The organism is Fibrobacter sp. UWR3, from assembly GCF_900143055.1.
Lineage (GTDB): Bacteria > Fibrobacterota > Fibrobacteria > Fibrobacterales > Fibrobacteraceae > Fibrobacter.
Genome location: NZ_FRCW01000001.1, coordinates 68,906 through 87,374, shown reverse-complemented (window position 1 = coordinate 87,374; position 18,469 = coordinate 68,906). Strand labels below are relative to the sequence as shown.

Here is an 18,469-nt window from a genome sequence, read left to right as displayed (position 1 = left end):
ATAGGAGTAAGCAAATGAAAAAGCTCTACATTTTCGCCCTTATGGTGGCGTTCCTTGTTACTGCGGCTGTCGCCGACGAAGATCCACCCCCGCGCGGTAAGGCCGCAACCGTGACCATCATTACCAACCCGCCCAACAGCGACGTGTACCTGGGCAATGAACTCCTGGGCAAGAGCCCCATCGAGAACATGCAGGTCAAGTCGGGCCGCCAGACGCTTATCGTCATCGACCAGGGCTACGAACTGGTGAACCAGCGCGTGAACGTGTGGCCGGGCAACGACAAGCGCAACACCTTCGACTACGGTACCAAGATTCCGAAGGGCAACATCGAAGTGACCACCAAGCCGGGCAAGTGCATCATCTACGTCGACGGTGAAAACTCCGACAAGACCGACGGTGCAGCGCTCACCATCCACAACCTGGATGCCGGCGACCACCTGGTTCGCGCAGAATGCTCCAACCGCAAGTCCGCCGAAATGCTCGTGACCGTGAAGGGTGAAGAAACCGTCAAGATCGAGCTCGACGCCACCAGCGGCAGCAAGAAGAAAAAGAAGTAATCGCTCAGTCAGGCATTACAATTAAAGGACGCCTTCCGGCGCCCTTTATTTTTTTATGCACCGTCAGGCGCCCACGAAAATAACCCACAGACCTAAACGTTGTTATATGAACGGAGTGGGTTATTGAGTGTCGGGAGGGTCTTAGGGAGGGCGGAGCCCGCCCTAGTCTCTATTTGCAAACCTTGTCGAATTCTTTGACCTTGAGCTTGCCGACAGCCTTCGTCACCGCCTCGGCCTCGGTCTTGCCCACGCCCTTCGATGACTTGGTAAAACTTACCTTGTCACCAGAAACAGACACCATCACGTCAAAGGAAAGCAGCTGGTTGAGCGAGCCCTTGGGCGTCGCCTTCACCTCGGCCTTGATAACCGGGTCCTTCGCGTTCTTGCCCACGAGCACCCCCTGCTTTGCCATCTGGTCGGCAAGCGCCTTGCAGCCCTCGGGGCTACCCGTGCAGTCAAACCGCACGTTGCACGAAGCCTGCTTCACCTCGTAGGGCACCACAAAGCCCTTCTCGAGCCTTGCCGCCTTCAGGATATCTTTCGGGAAGTCGGGCACGAACGATATGGCAAGCGTCCCCGCCCCAAAGTTCACGTTCGGGATGGTAAACACGGCAGTTCCGTTATCCTGCGTGCGGCGGGAATCGAGCTTCTTGCCGTCCTGCACCGCCTTGAGCGGGAAGTCCGTCACCGCACCCTTCGCGTCGGTAACCGTCACCGTGAGGTTCTCTATCACGTCCTTCTCGAGCACGAGCTTTTCGGGCGCGGTCTTTACCTGCAGGTTACCGAGCTTAGACGCAATATCGGCACGCAAACCCGGAAGGTTATGCTTCAGGTTGAACGACTCGTTCAGGGTAAACACCTGCGCAAGTTCGCTCTTCAGCGCGCTGTAAGGCTCAATGAGCGCCTCTGCGGCAGTGAGCATGCGGATAGCCTCGTCGTAACGCGATGCTTCCAGCGCGGCACGGCCGTCGGCCTCGTACTTCGCAATCTTCTCCTTCGCGTTAGCCATCTGCAGGCGGATGTTGTTCGTCATCTCGTCCACGTCGAGCGTCGCCGTGGCGCGGAACTTCTTGCCGTCCTTCGGGAGCGGCTGCACCTTCACCCACTTGAGGTCGACATTCGTCTTCACGTTCTTGTTCGAGGTGTAGGTCTGCGAAATCTTTTCCTTGCCGCCCGCGGAAACATCCTCGGTACGGAGCCTGTCGTCGGTCACGACCGTCGAGGAAACCTGCTTGGCGACACCCGCGATGGCCGTGTTGTTCGCCTGTTCCTGCGAAACCTCCGAGGAGGCGGTGTACGTGATTACCTTGCCCGCAAAAGCGGCTACAGAAAGGGAAAGCAGCAAAAAGGCAAACTTCTTGATGTTCATACTACTTGAGTTCGATCAAAATCAGTTTCTTGGTAATGTTTATCTTGCGCACGGTCACGGAACCCTTGAGCCCGCGACGGATGTAGCTGTAGACTTCCTGCGAGTCGGCGAACTTGTCCATGTCGGCAAACACGGTCATGTCGATAGTCTTTGCCGTCTGCACGTTCGTGTTCACACGCTTGAACGCCTTCTTCGCGAGCATGTTCACGTCGTCCTGGATATCTTCCACGCGTTGCTCGTCAAAGTCGCCCTGCAACTTCATTATTACCTTGTACTGAACGCCGTTCTTGCGGTCCACTTCCCAGTAGCCCTTGATTTTCTTCTCGAGACCCGGCATGGCACGGTGCGCGGCATCGAATACCGCCTGCGCAATGGCGCCCTTGCTCTGCCCGTTTGCGGCAGCCTGGCTCGTCTGGCTACCCAGCAGGCGCGCAGTCGCCGCCTCGTAGGCGCTCAGCTCGATAAGCACGATACCGCCTTCGATGGAAGCGGAGAACTTGATGTAGATATCGGCACTCAGGGCGAGGCTCGCGAGGTACGAAAGGTCTTCTTCCGTCTCGGCGATATCCTGCTGCATCTGGATGACCTCGCCGAGGGTCTCCTCGCCGGCAAGCGACTTCACCTCGTACTGGCGCTGAGTCAGGTAGCCGTTGATGGCCTCGATGGCCATACGGTTGTTCGGGTTGCTTTGGAACGCCTGGAGGTCGCTCATGCCCTTCGCCTTCTGGGCGGGGACAACGATAATCGTAGGCAACGCCTGGTTGCCCATAGCTATAGACTGCTGTCTGGGAGCGGGCGCCTGCCTGGCAGGGGCCTGCTTCTCGTAGGCGGGCCTCTTCGCGGGCCTTGCCTCGTCGGCATCAAGTTCGTCGAACGCCTTTGCGGAACGGCGGCGGGTGGCGGCATCGTCTGCCGCAAAGGAAAGGCTCGCCATGAGTCCCATAAGGGCGATCAGTGTTATCAGTTTGCGCATATTTCTCCTCTTGGAAAGAAAGTCGCCGGGAATCCCAAGGGACCCCCTTAAAACTTACATAATATATACTTTTTTTCGCGGGTATATACAATTTTGTTTACATTGTCTTGATAAATAAGCCATAAATACCGATAAAATGCGCCGGAACATCACAAAAAAGCGGATTTTGGCACTTTTTCGCCCCAGGGGGCGCCCCATTTTGAAAATTTTTATCTAGTTTCAAGTCTAGAAGTTTTCCTAGGAGCATTTATGAACGCTAAAATCCTACTCGCAGCAGGTGCCCTGCTCGCCTCGCAGTCATTCGCCATCATCGGTATCGGCGCGCACTACACCCCCAATTTCGGCAGCAAGATGACAGGCTTCGCCGAAACCCCCGACAGGTTCGGCAACAGCGTCAACGTCACCGACGCGGGCGAAGTCAAGCTGTGGCACGGCGGATTCGACGAGATGATGCACGGTTTCGGTTTCAAGGTGTGGGTGGATATCCTCCCCATCATCGACATCGAAGCGACCTTCAACATCCAGTTCGGCTCCTACGACGCATCGCTGTTCGTCATCAAGGACCCGACCGCAGTTCTCGCGGGTGCTGCGGCAGCCGACCTGAGCGCCTACCAGCAGATTGACCTCGAGGTGGAACTCGGCGGCACCCCGTTCGGCAAGGCGAACCCGAAGTTCGTGCAGATGAACGGCGACCTCTCCATTACCTACCCCATCACGTTCATCCCCATTATCCGCCCCTACATCGGCGGCGGCCTTACCTACTACATGAACACGTTCATCCTGAACCAGCCCTTCACCTCGAAGGTCGTGGGCGGCACCTACAACGTGGTGAAGGCTGAACTCGAGGCCGAAATGCAGAACGCGATTGACGGCGTGATGAGCAACCCGGCAGCGGCGCTCGACCCCAATTCCATTGCCCTGCCCGACCAGAACGCAATGGCACAGCGCCTTACCGACGCCCTTGTGGAAAACATCCAGGACGCCGCCCTCGAGGAAGGCCTCAAGACCAGCATCGGCGGCCATATCCTCGTTGGCCTGCGTGCAAAGCTTCCGATTATCCCGATTGCCGCATACGCGAACTTCAAGTACTACTTCGGCGGCGACTTCCCGGAAGAAATCGAACCGGGGCGCATGGCTGCTGAAATCGGCGTCGGTCTCGCAATTTAAACTAAATACCCCCATAGGAGTTTAAGGGAAACAAAAATGGCTAACAATACTAGCAACACTAGCATTCTTATTGTTGAAGACGAAATTGCAATTGCAGAAAGCCTCGTAGACCTCTGCGAGCTCAACGGCTACCACGTAAAGCATGTCGCCGACGGCGAAAGCGGCCTTACCGAGGCCCTCACCGGACAGTACGGACTGGTGCTCCTCGACGTGATGCTCCCGGGCATGAACGGCTTCGAGGTCTGCGACAAGATTCGCGAAAAGGACAGAAGCCTCCCCATTATAATCCTCTCTGCAAAGAACACCGACGAAGACATCATCAACGGCCTCAAGTTCGGTGCCGACGACTACATCCCGAAGCCGTTCTCCACCCCGATGCTGCTCGCACGCATCGAGGCCGTACTCCGCCGCAGCCGCCAGTCCATGGAAAACGAAGGCAAGCTCGTGGCAGGCAACCTCCGCGTGAACTTCCGCGAATACGCAGGCACGCGCGGCAAGGAAGAACTCGCATTCACGCGCAAGGAAATCGAAATCCTCGAATACCTGTGGAACAACCGTGACCATGCGGTCCCGCGCTCCGAACTGCTCCGCGAAGTCTGGGGCTACGAGAACGCCGAATCCGTGGATACCCGCACCGTCGACATCCACATCACCAAGCTCCGCAAGAAAATCGAGGACGATCCTTCCCATCCGAAGCTCTTGGTCACGTTCCGTGGCGAAGGCTACCAGATGCGTTCTACACCTGAATGCTCAAAAACCGCTTAATAAAGAAACGTCTCGTTCTCATCTATTCAGCCATCTTCGCCGTGATTGCACTCCCGGTGGCGGGGCTGCTTTACGATTCGTACCTGCACATGCAGGACGAGTCGAAGGCGGAATGGGCCATGCACGCAACGCAGGTCCTGAAGATGGCGAACAACCGCATCAAGGACGACCTCGCGATAGAGAACAAGCGCTCCTTCATGGAGTACAGGTTCATCAAGGTCGCGAAGACCATTTCTGCAGGCGAGCAGCCCACCTACTCGGACCTCGCGCTCAACTTCCCGGTAACATCGTGCAATAGCGATTCCAGCAAGCTGGACTACTGCAGCCAGTACGCCGGACTTATCGGGCATTTCCAGATAGACCCCGACGGCGTGTTCAGTACCCCCTACCTGCCGGCGGGCGCGCTCGGGCAGGTGCAGCTCGAGAACAAGGATATCCGCGAGTCGTTCCAGAACAGGCTCAAGTTTATCGTGCGCGACATGGGCATCAAGAACAAGGGGACGGCCGCCACGCTGGATACCTCCAAGACTGCAGGCGAAAGTTCCAACGCGCTTGACCAGCTCGCCAACGAGGTGGACCTTTCCAAGAGCAAGAACCGCAAGAAGCGCATGCGCGTGGAGCGCACCTCCGAGCAGGAACAGTTCGCGTTCAACGTGGAATCGGCCAAGATGGACACCTCGGGCCTGTACAGGATATTCCCGTACGTGGGCACGATGGACATCGCCATCGAATCGTTCCAGGCGGAACTGAACCGCCAGTACATCGTGTTCTACAGAAACGTGCTGCGCGGCGAGGAGAACTTTGTGCAGGGGTTCGTGGTAGACCTTCGCGAATACCTGAGGAGCATCGTGGATCTCGAGGTGGGCGACTACGCGAACGAAGACAACCACCTCGCCCTGAAGTTTACGTACAAGGGAGACCTCGTATCGTTCGGTATCGACACCCGCTTCGCCGTGAAGGTATTCGAGGAAAACCTCGCCGAACCGCTGAACGCCATCACCATGAGCGTCTACGTCGACAAGTCGGTGCAGGAGGCAGGCGGCAACGGCCAGATTATCAGCAACGGGCAGCTGCTGTTCCTGATAGGCGGAATCATGTTCCTGCTTCTGGGGGGCGGCCTCATCTCTATCTACCGGCTTACGCAGAGCCAGCTCGACCTGGCCCAGAAGCGACAGGACTTTATATCGGCGGTGAGTCACGAACTCAAGACACCGCTCACCACCATCAAGATGCGCGCCGAGATATTACAGACAAGTTATCAGAAGATGGACGACGCCAAGCGCAAGCGCAGCTTTGACCAGATTGCAAGCGAGAGCGACCGCCTCACGAGGCTTATCCAGAACGTACTCGACCTCTCGAAAATCGACGGCAACCGCTGGGTGGCAAACATCAGGAAGGACTGGCCGAAGGCCGTGCTCGACGACTTCGTGACCATGTACACCAAGAACATCGAGGACCACGGTTTTTCACTCACCGTGTCGTGCGACTCGGATATTGACCGCGTGCAGCTGATGATGGACCGCGACGCCGTGATGCAGATTCTCACGAACCTCGTGGACAACTCGCTCAAGTTCTCGAAGAACGCCGACTACAAGATGATTATCATCGAGATGAAGACGGAAGGCGACCACGTGTACCTCGCCGTGCGCGACTACGGCCCGGGCATTCCGCCCTCCGAGATGAAGAAGGTGTTCCAGGAATTCTACCGCGTAGAAAACGAGATGACCCGCACCACGAAGGGCACGGGCATCGGGCTCTCGATGGTGAAAAAACTCTGCGCGCTCTCGAACATGAAAATCGAGATAGAGAACGCGAACCCCGGTTTGCGCACGAAAATCCATTTCCCGCCGATGGTATAGTGGGCGCGGGCTCCGGATTTTTAGTATTTTAGGGTCACTATGACCCAAGAAGACATTCTCGCCAACCCGAAAGATTTTGACCTTTCTATTGAAACCGTCGGCAAAGGCACGCTGAAATCCCCCATGAAGGGAATCAAGTTCGTCTCGGAAGACGACCGCATCAGCCTCACCACCGACATCAAGCGCATACACGAATTCATAGACAAGGGTATCGAGGTCCCGTCGCTCGAGGCGGCCGGCCCGCGCGAAACCATTTTCCACGACCCCGCCTGGACACGCGCCGGCGTGGTGACCTGCGGCGGGCTCTGCCCCGGCCTCAACAACGTGATCAAGGGCCTCGTACAGGTGCTCTGGTTCGATTACGGCGTCCGCAATATTTTTGGCATCCCCTACGGCTACCGCGGACTCAACCCCGCATACGGCTACTCGCCCATCACGCTCAACCCCGACGTGGTCGATTCCATCCAGGAAGACGGCGGCACGATTCTCGGGAGTTCACGCGGCATGCAGGACCCGGTGGTGATGGTGGATACCCTGATGCGCCTCAACATCAACGTGCTGTTCTGCATCGGCGGCGACGGCACCCTCCGCGGCGCACACGCGATTGCCGAAGAAGTCAAGAAGCGCAGGCAGCCCATCTCGATTATCGGCATCCCGAAGACTATCGACAACGACCTGAACCTCATCGACCGCACGTTCGGTTTCGAGACCGCGGTCCTCAGCGCGACCGACGTGATTACGAGCGCACACAACGAGGCGAACGGCGCATTCAACGGGCTTGGGTTAGTGAAGCTCATGGGCCGCGACTCGGGCTTCATTGCCGCATACGCAGCGCTCGCGACTACGGTCGTGAACTTCTGCCTCGTGCCCGAGGTTCCCTTCACGCTGGAAGGCCTGTTCAAGGCTCTCGAGAGCCGCTACAGCAGTGGCAAGACACACGCGGTTATCGCCGTCGCCGAAGGCGCCGGGCAGGAACTGTTCAAGGACCAGGAAGAACGCCGCGACGCGAGCGGGAACATCCTGAAGAACGACATCGGCGAATTCCTGACGCGCAAGATAAAGGAACACTTCGACAAGGTCGGCAAGGAAGTGAACATCAAGTACTTCGACCCGAGCTACATGGTGCGGAGCATCCCCGCGAAGGGAACCGACGCCATCTTCTGCTTCCAGCTGGCAGAAAGCGCGGTTCACGCCGGCATGGCGGGCAAGACCGACATGGTGGTGGGCAGCATGAACGAGCAGTTCAGCCACGTACCCATAGAGTACGCCGTGAACGAAAGGAAGAAGATCGACCCGAACGGCACGCTGTGGCACGCCGTGCTCGGGGCCACCCGCCAGCAGGATTACTTTGCAGGCAAGGGCAAGGGCAACAAATAAAGTAACATTTAATTTTTTTTGTATTATTACCGCACTATGCTCAAGAAAGAAGACAAGATTCTGATTCGCACCGCCATGATGGAATACCGTAACCTGCTGTTCAAGACATTCCACGGCACCGACGAAGAAAAGAACAGGATTGCGCACGTCAACAAGTTTCTGAGGAACTGGCAGACCTAAATGCGTATTGCATCCAAAATAGCACTTGCCGTACTGCTCTGTACGTTCACGGTTTTCGCAAACGACGACCTGCGCTTTGCGGATTCGTGCTATGCGGCCAGGGCCGAACGCGCAAAGGGCGACAAGGCGGATGCACACAATGCGAAACTCATGATTGATGCCTACAGGAAGGCGATGGACGACGCATCTGTTGCCGAGGCGGCGACCGAGGGCTACGTGAAGAGCCTGTACTTTTCTTTCCGTTTTGTACCCTTCGACAAAAAGAAGCGCTCGCAGAAGCTGGACTCCCTGAAAAACATCAGCGAGGCGGCCTATGCGAAGTTCCCGAAGAACAAGGACATCTCGCATATATACGCAACCGCGGTATCGATGTGGGGGGCCGACAAGAACCCGCTGCAGGCGGTAAAGGACGGGATTGCGACAATCGTGCGCGACGTGGCCACAAAGACTGAGGACTGGCAAGTGCTCGGTCGCGCCCACCAGCTTTTGCCCTACGTGCCCCTGATTCTCACGTGGCCCGACAAGGACCTCGCCGACAAGTACCTGAACATGGCCCTGCAGCAGGACCCGAAGGACCTATACAACTACTTCTTCCTTGCCGAACTGCGGTTCGAGCAGAAGCGATACGCCGACGCGCTCGACCTGATAGAGCGCGGACTTTCCCGCGGAATACGTACAAGCTACTTTATGGAAGACAAGCGCGGGCGCTGGCAGTTGAAAGAACTGAAGAAGAAAATCAACGCGAAGTTAGACAAGAAATAATATGAAATGTCATGCCGCAGTCAAGCTTTGCTTGACAAGGGCATCCAAAAAAAATCGGCTGCGAAATAGCAGGCGATTTTTTTGATATATGCTAATGGACACACTTGCCTTGCTACGCAAGGCTTCGGTGTGACGCGGGCTTAACCCGCCTGCACAGCAGTCAAGGCAATCGTGTAGACGATGTCTTCGACGAGGGCGCCACGGCTCAGGTCGTTCACCGGCTTCGCGAGGCCCTGGAGCATGGGGCCGATGGCGATGGTGCCCTGCGCGCTACGCTGCACGGCCTTGTAGCCAATGTTACCCGCAGAGAGGCTCGGGAACACGAACACGGTGGCCTTGCCGGCGACGGTGCTGCCCGGAGCCTTGAGGGAGCCGACGCTCGGCACGGTCGCGGCATCGTACTGCAGCGGGCCATCCACGAGCATCTCGGGGCGGGCTTCCTTAACGATCTTGGTCGCTTCGCGCACGAGGTCTGCATCCGGGCCCTTGCCGCTGTTCATGGTGCTGTAGCTGAGCATCGCGACACGGCTGGGAAGGCCAAAGGCCTTAGCGGTGTCGTCGCACTGCATGGCGATTCCCGCGAGTTCCTCGGCGGTGGGGTTCAGGTTGATAGCGCAGTCGCCGTAGATGTAAGTCTTGCCGGGCATGCACATGAAGAACACGGAGCTCACGGACTTGACGCCCGGGGCGCACTTGATCACCTGCAGGGCAGGGCGCAGTGTATCTGCGGTAGAGTGGATGGCACCAGAGACGAGACCGTCGACTTCGCCCATCTTGAGCATCATGGTGCCGAGCATTACGTTATCTGCAAGAGCCGCGCGGGCCTGGTCTTCGGTCATGCCCTTCGACTTGCGGAGTTCCACGAGCGTCGGAACGTACTTTTCGGCGAGTTCAGCACTGGGTTCGATAATTTCGATGTCAGCCGGGAGCTGCACGCCCTGTTCCTTCGCGACCTTCAGGATTTCCTCCTTCTTGCCCACGAGCACGGGAACCGCGATACCACGGTCGATTACGAGCTTCGCGGCCTGCACGGTACGCGGTTCGCTACCTTCGGGGAGCACAATGCGCTTCTTCGCCTTGGACGCCTTGAGGAGCAGGCCCGCACGGAACATCGCCTGGCTCGTCTTGCGTTCGGCAGGTTCTGCGGCGAGGTCCTTCGCGAGGCACTTCCCGCAGTGCAGCAGGCGGCACGGGCAGAACAGGTCGGCATCCTCGCTATCGGAATAAATCTTCGCGTCGAGCGCGGTCGCGAGGGTGTCGTTGAACTTCTGGGCCATCACGTCGCTCATGCCAACAGCGCCTTCCACCACGACTGCATCCACGGAATCGAAATTCTGCTTGAGGAAGTCGGCGGCAATCTTTTCCATGAGCACGGCGGAGTTGTGCGCCTTGAGTTCGGCGGCGGCTTCGGCACCGTTCACGCACGGCTTGTAGGTGGCGGACTTGAGGCCGGCAGCGGCAACGCCGTCGACGACTTCCTTGACCTTCGCTTCCATGTTGGCAGAAGCAACCAGATATACACGATTCATAAATTATCTCCAAAAAAAACTGTTTGTTGAACGTATAAAAAGTAGGTTTTAACCGCGGGAAAAACCGGAGCCAGACCCAAAAACGGCACCCTTCGCCTTGTAGTAAACTTTTATTTACGTTTCAAGTATGATTTATGCACGTTTTTTGCACGCTTATGTTAAATTGGAACCCTGCCTCCTGTTGCATTTTTACCCAAAATAAGCGATATTTATAGTATCGCCCCACTGATTGGGATGTTTATTAAGGAGCGTTTATTGTGTGGTATAAGGCTATCACCCGTGTCATGTTGTTGACACTCATCGCCTCGATGTGCGCTATGTCACAGCCCGGGAACGGGAACGGCAGAGACAACAACAGGGAAACACCTGCAGAACAGGAACCTGCCGGCGGAGAAGCTGCAGGCGGTTCTAACGTCGTTATCCGGTTCATGCCGAACTGGACGAACACCAACGCCATCTTGAACTACAAGGGCACCGAAACCACCATGACCGCGGTCAAGAACTACTGCGGCTGGTTCGAAGCCAGGGTCAAGAACGCACCCGCCACCGGCTTCGAGGTCATGTTCAAGCAGACCATCGGCAACACCTACGTGACCGCGGAAGGCCCCGAGCACGTAGCACGCGGGCTCACCCCCGTAGGCGAACCCATCAACCTCGACAGCATCGCGGCACTCAACGACACGCTGTGGATTATCGGCAACCCCTCCGGCCCCCCAGACCAGTTTTCCGCATACCCGAACCGCCTGGGCGACTGCCCGGTAAAGACACTCTCGGTAATGATGTTCGACTGGTACGACGGTTCCGAAAGGGGCGGACGCAACGGCTACGAGGCGCGCGGGGTCCCGAGGCGCGGCGAAGGCACCAACGAGGACTTCGGCGCAGACGGCTGCACGCTCACCAAGGGGATGGTCGAACCCGTACTCGGCAGCAACGGCGTACCCGTGCGCGTACAGGAACTCCCCTCCAGCTGCACGAACGCGACACATCTCGACTACTGGTTCTTGCCCGATGTCATCAACACCGATGCGAACGGCAAGAAGTACACGAACGCCACCTGCCGCGACCTGGAACTCGAACTGACCGACGACGGATTCTGGCTCGGCCAGCGTGACGACGGCAGCCCCGAAGGCGGGCTGTTCTTCCTCGACGACTTCCGCTGGCTCGACGAGGAAGGCACTGTCGAGAACGTGAACTACGACTCCCTAAGCGGCAACAAGGGCTACCACAACTTCGGCTTCACCATGAAGATCCAGGCGAAGTTCGAATACGTGCCCGGACAGTACTTCGAGTTCAACGGCGACGACGACGTGTGGGTGTTCATCAACAACCGCCTGGTGGTCGATATCGGCGGGCAGCACACGAAGGCATCGGGCGCGGTGGACCTCGACACGCTCGGGCTTACCGAGGGCGAAACCTACCCGTTCCATATCTTCTACGCCGAACGCAAGCAGACGCAGTCGAACTTCATGATGCGCACCTCCATAGACCTGCGCACCGAGGCGAGCATATTCCTCACCGACCTGCGCTCCACGCCCGCCATCAAGAACTACGACGTGTGGCAGATTGTGAAGAAGGACGCCCTCAGCTGCGACTTCTCCGCGAACGAACTTGCAGACGTCGACACGGTAGAAGGCCCGTCCAACTACAGGCTCACCGGCGGCAACCTCGGCGAAGCGGGCGTAATGCTCGATACCGCAGGAACATGGTTCGAAGGCATCACCATCGAGGACAACTGGTACCAGTTCAGCATCGACTCCGCACGCATCGTAGAGAACAACGGGCTTGCCCCGGGCCACTACTACCTCGAGGTCTCGCTCAAGAACAACCCCGAACAGAAGACCGGCGTGTGGATTACCATCCCGCCGTACAAGGTGCCCACGCTGGTGTTCGCTACCGAGCAGTGGAAGTCGCTCACGTCGCAGGTCTCGGGCGACACGCTCCAGATTGGCCAGTGGGCGTACGAGATGTACAAGGTGCAGGTGATGTTCGAGGAAGACTGGGCGCAGGTATCCATCTACAACCAGAACATAAACCTCTCCTCTAGCGACCCGAACATGAAGACGGTCGACGAGACCGGCAAGGCAATCAGCAAGGTGGTGCTCGACTCCACGGGCCGCGCCACGTTCTACGTTATCGCGAACGCGCCCGTTACGGGAGCGACGCTGCAGGCGAAGGGCGCCGCATCTTCCGCTGCCGTCTGGACCGACCTCGTGTTCCAGGAACCGCCCATCCCGAGAATCTCCAGCGCGGAATTCTACGACCGTAACGGCGACGGGCGCGGCGACAGCCTGCACATAAAGTTCAACAAGGAACTCGGCGGCAAGAACACCCTCGATTCCCTGAAGTTCGCGTTCGGCGAAGGCTTCCCGGTACAGACAAAGGAAAACTGGAAGGTTTCCGGCAACAACACCGAACTTACGATTGTCTCGAGCGGCACCTGCGAGCCTTACAAGCTCTGCGGTTTCAGCAGCTTGATATTCACCGGCGGCAAGGAAGACCTGTACACGGGCAGCATCGACACCTGGTTTACCTACACCGAGAACAACAAGGGGTACCACTTCCACATTGCGGCGGACCCGCTTACGGATAAAGTAAACCCGATTGTTACCCAGGCGGTAAAGAGCATCACCAAGAGCGGGCACGAGCTCACCCTCACCTTCAGCGAGGCGATTACCGAAGACACGAAGCAGTACTTCAAGGACATGTTCCGCTATTCGTGCGTGCGCGGCGGCGAGAAGGTCGACCCCGAAAAGCCCGTAGGCGCAGACAACGGTTCTTCGAACAGTTCCATGACCCTGCTGTTCACCATGAGCACCTACGATGCGGTAATCCCCTCCGTGGGCGACTCCGTAGGCTTTGTACCGCAAGGAGGTTCCACCACGAGCCTCGCCGAGGACATGAGCGGCAACAAGCCCCACAGGTACACGCCGATGGTGCGCATCTCGGGCCAGCAGGACATGCAGATTACCGGCACCGACGTGCTGCCGCTCGACCCGAATAACGAGATTGTGCAGGACGAAGAGAACACCACGCAGCCGAAGCTCATCACCAACAAGGATGCCGACGCGAAGCACGTGTCCGATTCCCTCGGCGTGCAGGGCCACCTGATAGGCTTCGACGTCGCCGAGCTCATCTCGACGCAGACCGCCGAAGACATCGCGAGCCTCGACGCGCTCATCTCCACGCTCCTGAACGGCGGCGAAGACGACACCACGTACACCGTGCTCGAGATTACCGAGGAGGAATCCATCGCGCAGCTCATCGAGGCCATCAAGGCGAGCGCCATCAGCGGGTTCACCGACGAGGCCATCACCGGGTTCATGGACTCGAGCATCACCGCGAACAACTACAAGAAGAAACTGAGTGACGAAGACCTCGAACTGTTCGAGGAATACGTGCAGCGCGGTATCGAGGCGAGCCGCGATACCATCGTGAACATCAAGACCGCGGCCGACATGGACGTGGGCGCGCTCTTCCAGGATATCATCGACGGGAACATCTCCGCGAAGGAACTCAAGAAGAACGGCGTGAGCGAAGAGGTGATCGAGGCAATCAAGAACGGCACGATTACCGCAAGCAACATCGACCAGTTCCGCGACGGCACGCTCTCTCTCGCGAAACCCGACGATGTGAAGCTCAAGTACGAGACGCACTACTACACGCACCTCGGCACCTACGTGGGCGGCAGTTCGGGCAGCATCCTGTGTTCCGACAAGGAAGTCTACGGCGACGCGGGCTGCCTTGCCAACCCGGGCAACCTGTTCCTCGCGTGGAACATGCGCGCCGACGACGGACGCCTCGTGGGTACGGGCGCCTACATCGCCCGCCTGCACGTGAAGGTGATGGTGGGCCACAGGACAGTATCGAACATCACGCGCGACCTGATGTGGGGTGTGCGCCGCGGGAGTACGAACGGTATCAACCTCGGCGACATCCTGAACGAGAAAAAGAAAAAGTAGGGCATCAAAGGGTTTTTCGGAACCTTTATACCCTATTGTAAAATTCCTTTAACATTCAATACGCGAAAAACGCCCCTTTTCGCGTATGTTCTTGTGTTGTAAATAATTATATAGTTGCTTTTTTGCTTACAAAAAGGCATATTTATATAGAAGAGTTATCGCGTTTTATACAGGGATGTTAAAGGAGCGAGATTGTGTGTAAGTCAATTACTCATGTATTGCTGTTGACCCTAGTCATGGCAGTGTGCGCTGCATCACAAACTGCACCCGGGGGTGAACCCGGCCAACCGGCCGCCACCACAAGTTCAACTAAAATCATCCGGTTCATGCCGCACTGGACGAACACCAATGCCGTGCTCATCTACAACGGCACCGAAACCATCATGTCGGCGGTGAAGAACTACTGCGGCTGGTTCGAGACTAAGGTCAAGAACGCGCCCGCGACAAACTTCACCGTAAGGTTCAAGCAGACCATCGGCTACACCTACGTGGGTGCCGACGGTAACGAGGAAGTCGCCGCAGGCGGCATCCCCATAGGCAGCGAAATCGTGCTCGACAGCATCGCCGCCCTGAGCGACACGCTCTGGATACAGAGTTTCAAGAACGACGTACCCGAAATGTTCGCACAGTACCCGGGCGTGCTCGGGCAATGCCCCGTCCGCACCATCCAGGTGATGATGTTCGACTGGCTACACGGAGAAGGTTGTGACGGCATCGAATGCTCCGCTTCCTCGAACAAGCCCTACGCAAACGGCGCCAAGGACCAGTACTTCGGCAACACCCTCTACCTGATCAGCAACGACTTCGGTAGCGGCGGCTGCAGCGGATCTTACAACAACTACAAGAACAACGCGAAGGACAGCAAGGGCACCAGCTACATGGCGGGCATGGTGAGCGAAACGCTCGGCCCGAACGGAGTCCCCGTACGCTCGCCGACCTTCCCAGAAGACTGCAAGCTTTCCGACCACCTCGACTACTGGTTCCTGCCCGTCGTAATCGGCCAGGATGCAAGCGGCAAGCAATACACGAACTCCGCCTGCCGCGACGTCGATCTTGAACTTGACAAGGAAGGCTACTGGTACGGCCAGAAGAACGGCAGCAGCCCGGAAGGCGGGTTCTTCCTGCTTGACGACCTCGAATACCTCGATGACGCCAAGACGGTCAAGAACATCTTCTTCGACCAACTGAACGACAAGAAGAACAAGAAGCACAACTTCGGCTTCACCATGAAGTTCCAGGCAAAGTTTGAATACGTCCACGGCCAGAAGTTCGAATTCAAGGGCGACGACGACGTGTGGGTGTTCATCAACAACCGCCTGGTGGTGGACCTCGGCGGGCAGCATAGCGAAGTCGTCGGTTCCGTGGACCTCGATACGCTCGGCCTTGTCGAAGGCAAGGAATACCCGTTCCACATCTTCTACGTGGAACGCCATACCAGTTCCTCGAACTTCATGATGCGCACGTCCATGGACCTGCACACCGACGCAAGCATATTCCTTACCAGCGACTCGCTCAACGCGGCCGCGATGGGCAAGGCATGGAACCCCAAGAACTACGACATCTGGCAGATTACCAAGGGCGACGCGCTCAGCTGCGACTTTGACGCGAACGAAGGCGGCCAGGTCGATACCACCGAAGGTCCCTCGAACTTCCGCCTCACCGGCGGCAACCTCGGCGAAGCGGGCGTATTGCTCGACTCCGTAGGCATGTGGTTCGAAGGCATCAACATCGACGAGAGCTGGGCGAAGTTCAGCATCGACTCCGCAAGGATTGTCGAGAACAACGGGCTTGCTCCGGGCCACTACTACCTGGAAATCACCCTGAAGACCGACCCGACGCAGAAGACCGGCGTGTGGATTACCATCCCGCCGTACAAGATCCCGACGCTCGTCTACGCGACAGAAGAATGGAAGCCGCTCGGCGCACAGGTCTCGGGCGACACGCTCCAGATTGGCAAGTGGGCGTACGAGATGTACAAGGTACAGGTGATGTTCCTCGAGGACTGGGCGACGGTCACGCTCTACAACCAGAACGTGAACCTCAATTCCTCTGACCTGAACTTGAAGACCGTCGACGAGACCGGCAAGCCCATAAACAAGGTGGTGCTCGACTCCACGGGCAAGGCGACCTTCTACGTTATCGCGAACGCTCCCGTAACGGGCGCGACGCTACAGGCGAAGGGAGCCGCGGCCTCTGCCGCAGTATGGACGAACCTCGTGTTCCAGGAACCGCCTATTCCGAGAATCTCCAGCGCAGAATTCTATGACCGTAACGGCGACGGACGCGGCGACAGCCTGCACATCACGTTCAACAAGGAACTCGGCGGCAAGAACCACCTAGACTCCCTGAAGTTCGCGTTCGGCGAAGGATTCCCGGTACAGAAGGAAGAGAACTTCCACATCCACGGGAACAAGACTGAACTCACGATTGTAACCGAGGGCGCCTGCGAGCCCTACAAGCCGTGCGGTTTCAGCAGCCTGATATTCACCGGCGGCAAGGAAGACGTGTACACAGGTAGCATCGACACCTGGTTCACCTACACCGAGAACAACAAGGGCTACCACTTCCACATTGCGGCCGACCCGCTTACGGACAAGGTAAACCCGATTGTCACCCAGGCGGTAAAGAGCATTACCAAGAGCGGGCACGAACTGGAACTCACCTTCAGCGAGGCGATTACCAGCGAATCGATGGAGCACTTCAAGGACATGTTCCGGTACCACTGCGTACGCGCAGGCGAAGTCGTAGACCCGGAAAAGCCCGTAGGCGCAAGCAATTCCAGCTCGCAGAGCAAGATGGTTCTGCTGTTCAACGTAAGCACCTACGACGCTGTGATACCCTCCGTGGGCGACTCCATAGGCTTTGTACCGCAGGGAGGCTCCACGGTGAACCTCGGCGAAGACATGAGCAGCAACAAGCCGCACAAGTACACGCCGATGGTACGCATCACGGGCCAGCAGGATATGCAGATTACCGGCGCCGACGTGCTGCCGCTTGACCCCAGCAACCCGATCGTACAGAACCCGACAACGACGCAGCCCATCCTCATCACCAACAAGGATGCCGACGCGAAGCAGGTTTCCGACGAGAAGGGTGTGCAGGGCCACCTGATTGGCTTCGACGTGGCTGAACTCATCCAGACACAGACCGCCGAAGACATCGCGAGCCTCGACGCGCTTATATCCACGCTGCTCAACAGCGGCGAAGACGACACCACGTACACCGTGCTCGAGATTACCGAGGAAGAATCCGTGGCCCAGCTTATCGCAGGCATCACGGCAAGCGCGGTAGGCGGGTTCAGCGAAGAGGCCGTCAACGGGTTTACCGAAGGCACGATTACCGCCGACAACTACAAGAGCAAACTGAGTGACGAAGACCTCGACCTGTTCGAGGAATACGTGCAGCGCGGTATTGAGGCGAGTCGTGATTCCATCATGAACATCAAGACCGCGGCCGACATGGACGTCGGGGCACTGTTCCAGGATATCATCGACGGGAACATCTCCGAGAAGGAACTCAAGAAGGCCGGCGTGAGCGAAGAAGTGATTGACGCCATCAAGAACGGCACGATTACCGCAAGCAACATCGAACAGTTCCGCGACGGCACGCTCTCTCTCGCGAAACCCGACGACGTGAAGCTCAAGTACGAGACGCACTACTACACGCACCTGGGCAACTACGTGGGCGGCAGTTCGGGAACCATCCTCTGCTCCGACAAGGAAGTCTACGGTGACGCGGGCTGCCTTGCCAACCCGGGCAACCTGTTCCTCGCGTGGAACATGCGCGCCGACGACGGACGCCTCGTGGGTACGGGCGCCTACATCGCCCGCCTGCACGTGAAGGTGATGGTTGGCCACAGGACCGCCTCGAACATCACGCGCGACCTGCTGTGGGGCGTGCGTCGTGGTGGCAAGAACGCCATCAACCTGGGCGACGTCCTGAACGGAAACGACCAGAAGAAAAAGAACTAGC

At 57.7% G+C, this 18,469-nt stretch carries 12 protein-coding genes; 9 read left to right on the top strand and 3 right to left on the bottom strand.

Going from position 1 to position 18,469, the window contains the following annotated elements; translation table 11 throughout:
- Positions 1–14: 14 nt before the first annotated feature.
- Positions 15–557, top strand: coding sequence for a PEGA domain-containing protein (locus tag BUA44_RS00445; RefSeq protein WP_072807616.1), 543 nt, complete (start codon positions 15–17; stop codon positions 555–557).
- A 169-nt stretch (positions 558–726) separates the two neighbouring features.
- On the opposite strand, the gene BUA44_RS00440 is transcribed toward BUA44_RS00445, so the two are convergent.
- Positions 727–1,926: a hypothetical protein gene (locus tag BUA44_RS00440; protein ID WP_072807615.1), complete on the bottom strand. Its 1,200-nt coding sequence runs from the start codon at positions 1,924–1,926 to the stop codon at positions 727–729.
- A 1-nt stretch (position 1,927) separates the two neighbouring features.
- Complete coding sequence (locus BUA44_RS00435) at positions 1,928–2,899, bottom strand: DUF6175 family protein (protein ID WP_072807614.1); 972 nt, start codon at positions 2,897–2,899, stop codon at positions 1,928–1,930.
- 249 nt (positions 2,900–3,148) lie between these two features.
- Here BUA44_RS00435 and BUA44_RS00430 point away from each other — a divergent pair, with 249 nt between their 5' ends.
- Genes BUA44_RS00430 through BUA44_RS00410 form a run of 6 tightly spaced genes read left to right on the top strand, consistent with a single transcriptional unit; the run spans position 3,149 to position 9,009 of the window.
- The gene (locus BUA44_RS00430; protein ID WP_072807613.1) at positions 3,149–4,066 is read left to right on the top strand and encodes a hypothetical protein; all 918 of its coding nucleotides are present in this window, start codon (positions 3,149–3,151) and stop codon (positions 4,064–4,066) included.
- A gap of 36 nt (positions 4,067–4,102) precedes the next feature.
- On the top strand, positions 4,103–4,831 hold the full coding sequence (locus tag BUA44_RS00425; RefSeq protein ID WP_072807612.1) for a response regulator transcription factor: 729 nt from the start codon (positions 4,103–4,105) through the stop codon (positions 4,829–4,831).
- Positions 4,813–6,690: a sensor histidine kinase gene (locus BUA44_RS00420; RefSeq protein WP_072807611.1), complete on the top strand. Its 1,878-nt coding sequence runs from the start codon at positions 4,813–4,815 to the stop codon at positions 6,688–6,690. Before BUA44_RS00425 ends, BUA44_RS00420 begins: the two co-directional genes overlap by 19 nt.
- 39 nt (positions 6,691–6,729) lie before the next feature.
- Positions 6,730–8,067 carry an ATP-dependent 6-phosphofructokinase gene (locus tag BUA44_RS00415; protein WP_072807610.1) on the top strand — a complete coding sequence of 446 codons (1,338 nt, stop codon included), beginning with the start codon at positions 6,730–6,732 and terminating at the stop codon, positions 8,065–8,067.
- A 36-nt stretch (positions 8,068–8,103) separates the two neighbouring features.
- Entirely contained in the window at positions 8,104–8,247 is a 144-nt protein-coding gene (locus BUA44_RS15475; protein ID WP_175547237.1) for a hypothetical protein, read from the top strand.
- Positions 8,248–9,009: a tetratricopeptide repeat protein gene (locus BUA44_RS00410; protein WP_072807609.1), complete on the top strand. Its 762-nt coding sequence runs from the start codon at positions 8,248–8,250 to the stop codon at positions 9,007–9,009.
- Positions 9,010–9,149: 140 nt separating this feature from the next.
- Here BUA44_RS00410 and pta read toward each other — a convergent pair whose 3' ends face one another.
- A complete protein-coding gene (gene pta / locus BUA44_RS00405) occupies positions 9,150–10,538 on the bottom strand; it encodes a phosphate acetyltransferase (protein ID WP_072807608.1) in 1,389 nt (462 codons plus the stop codon).
- 284 nt (positions 10,539–10,822) lie between these two features.
- Here pta and BUA44_RS00400 point away from each other — a divergent pair, with 284 nt between their 5' ends.
- Complete coding sequence (locus BUA44_RS00400; protein ID WP_083579395.1) at positions 10,823–14,497, top strand: fibro-slime domain-containing protein; 3,675 nt, start codon at positions 10,823–10,825, stop codon at positions 14,495–14,497.
- A gap of 326 nt (positions 14,498–14,823) precedes the next feature.
- Entirely contained in the window at positions 14,824–18,468 is a 3,645-nt protein-coding gene (locus tag BUA44_RS00395) for a fibro-slime domain-containing protein (RefSeq protein ID WP_072807606.1), read from the top strand.
- The last annotated feature ends 1 nt before the right edge of the window (position 18,469 follow it).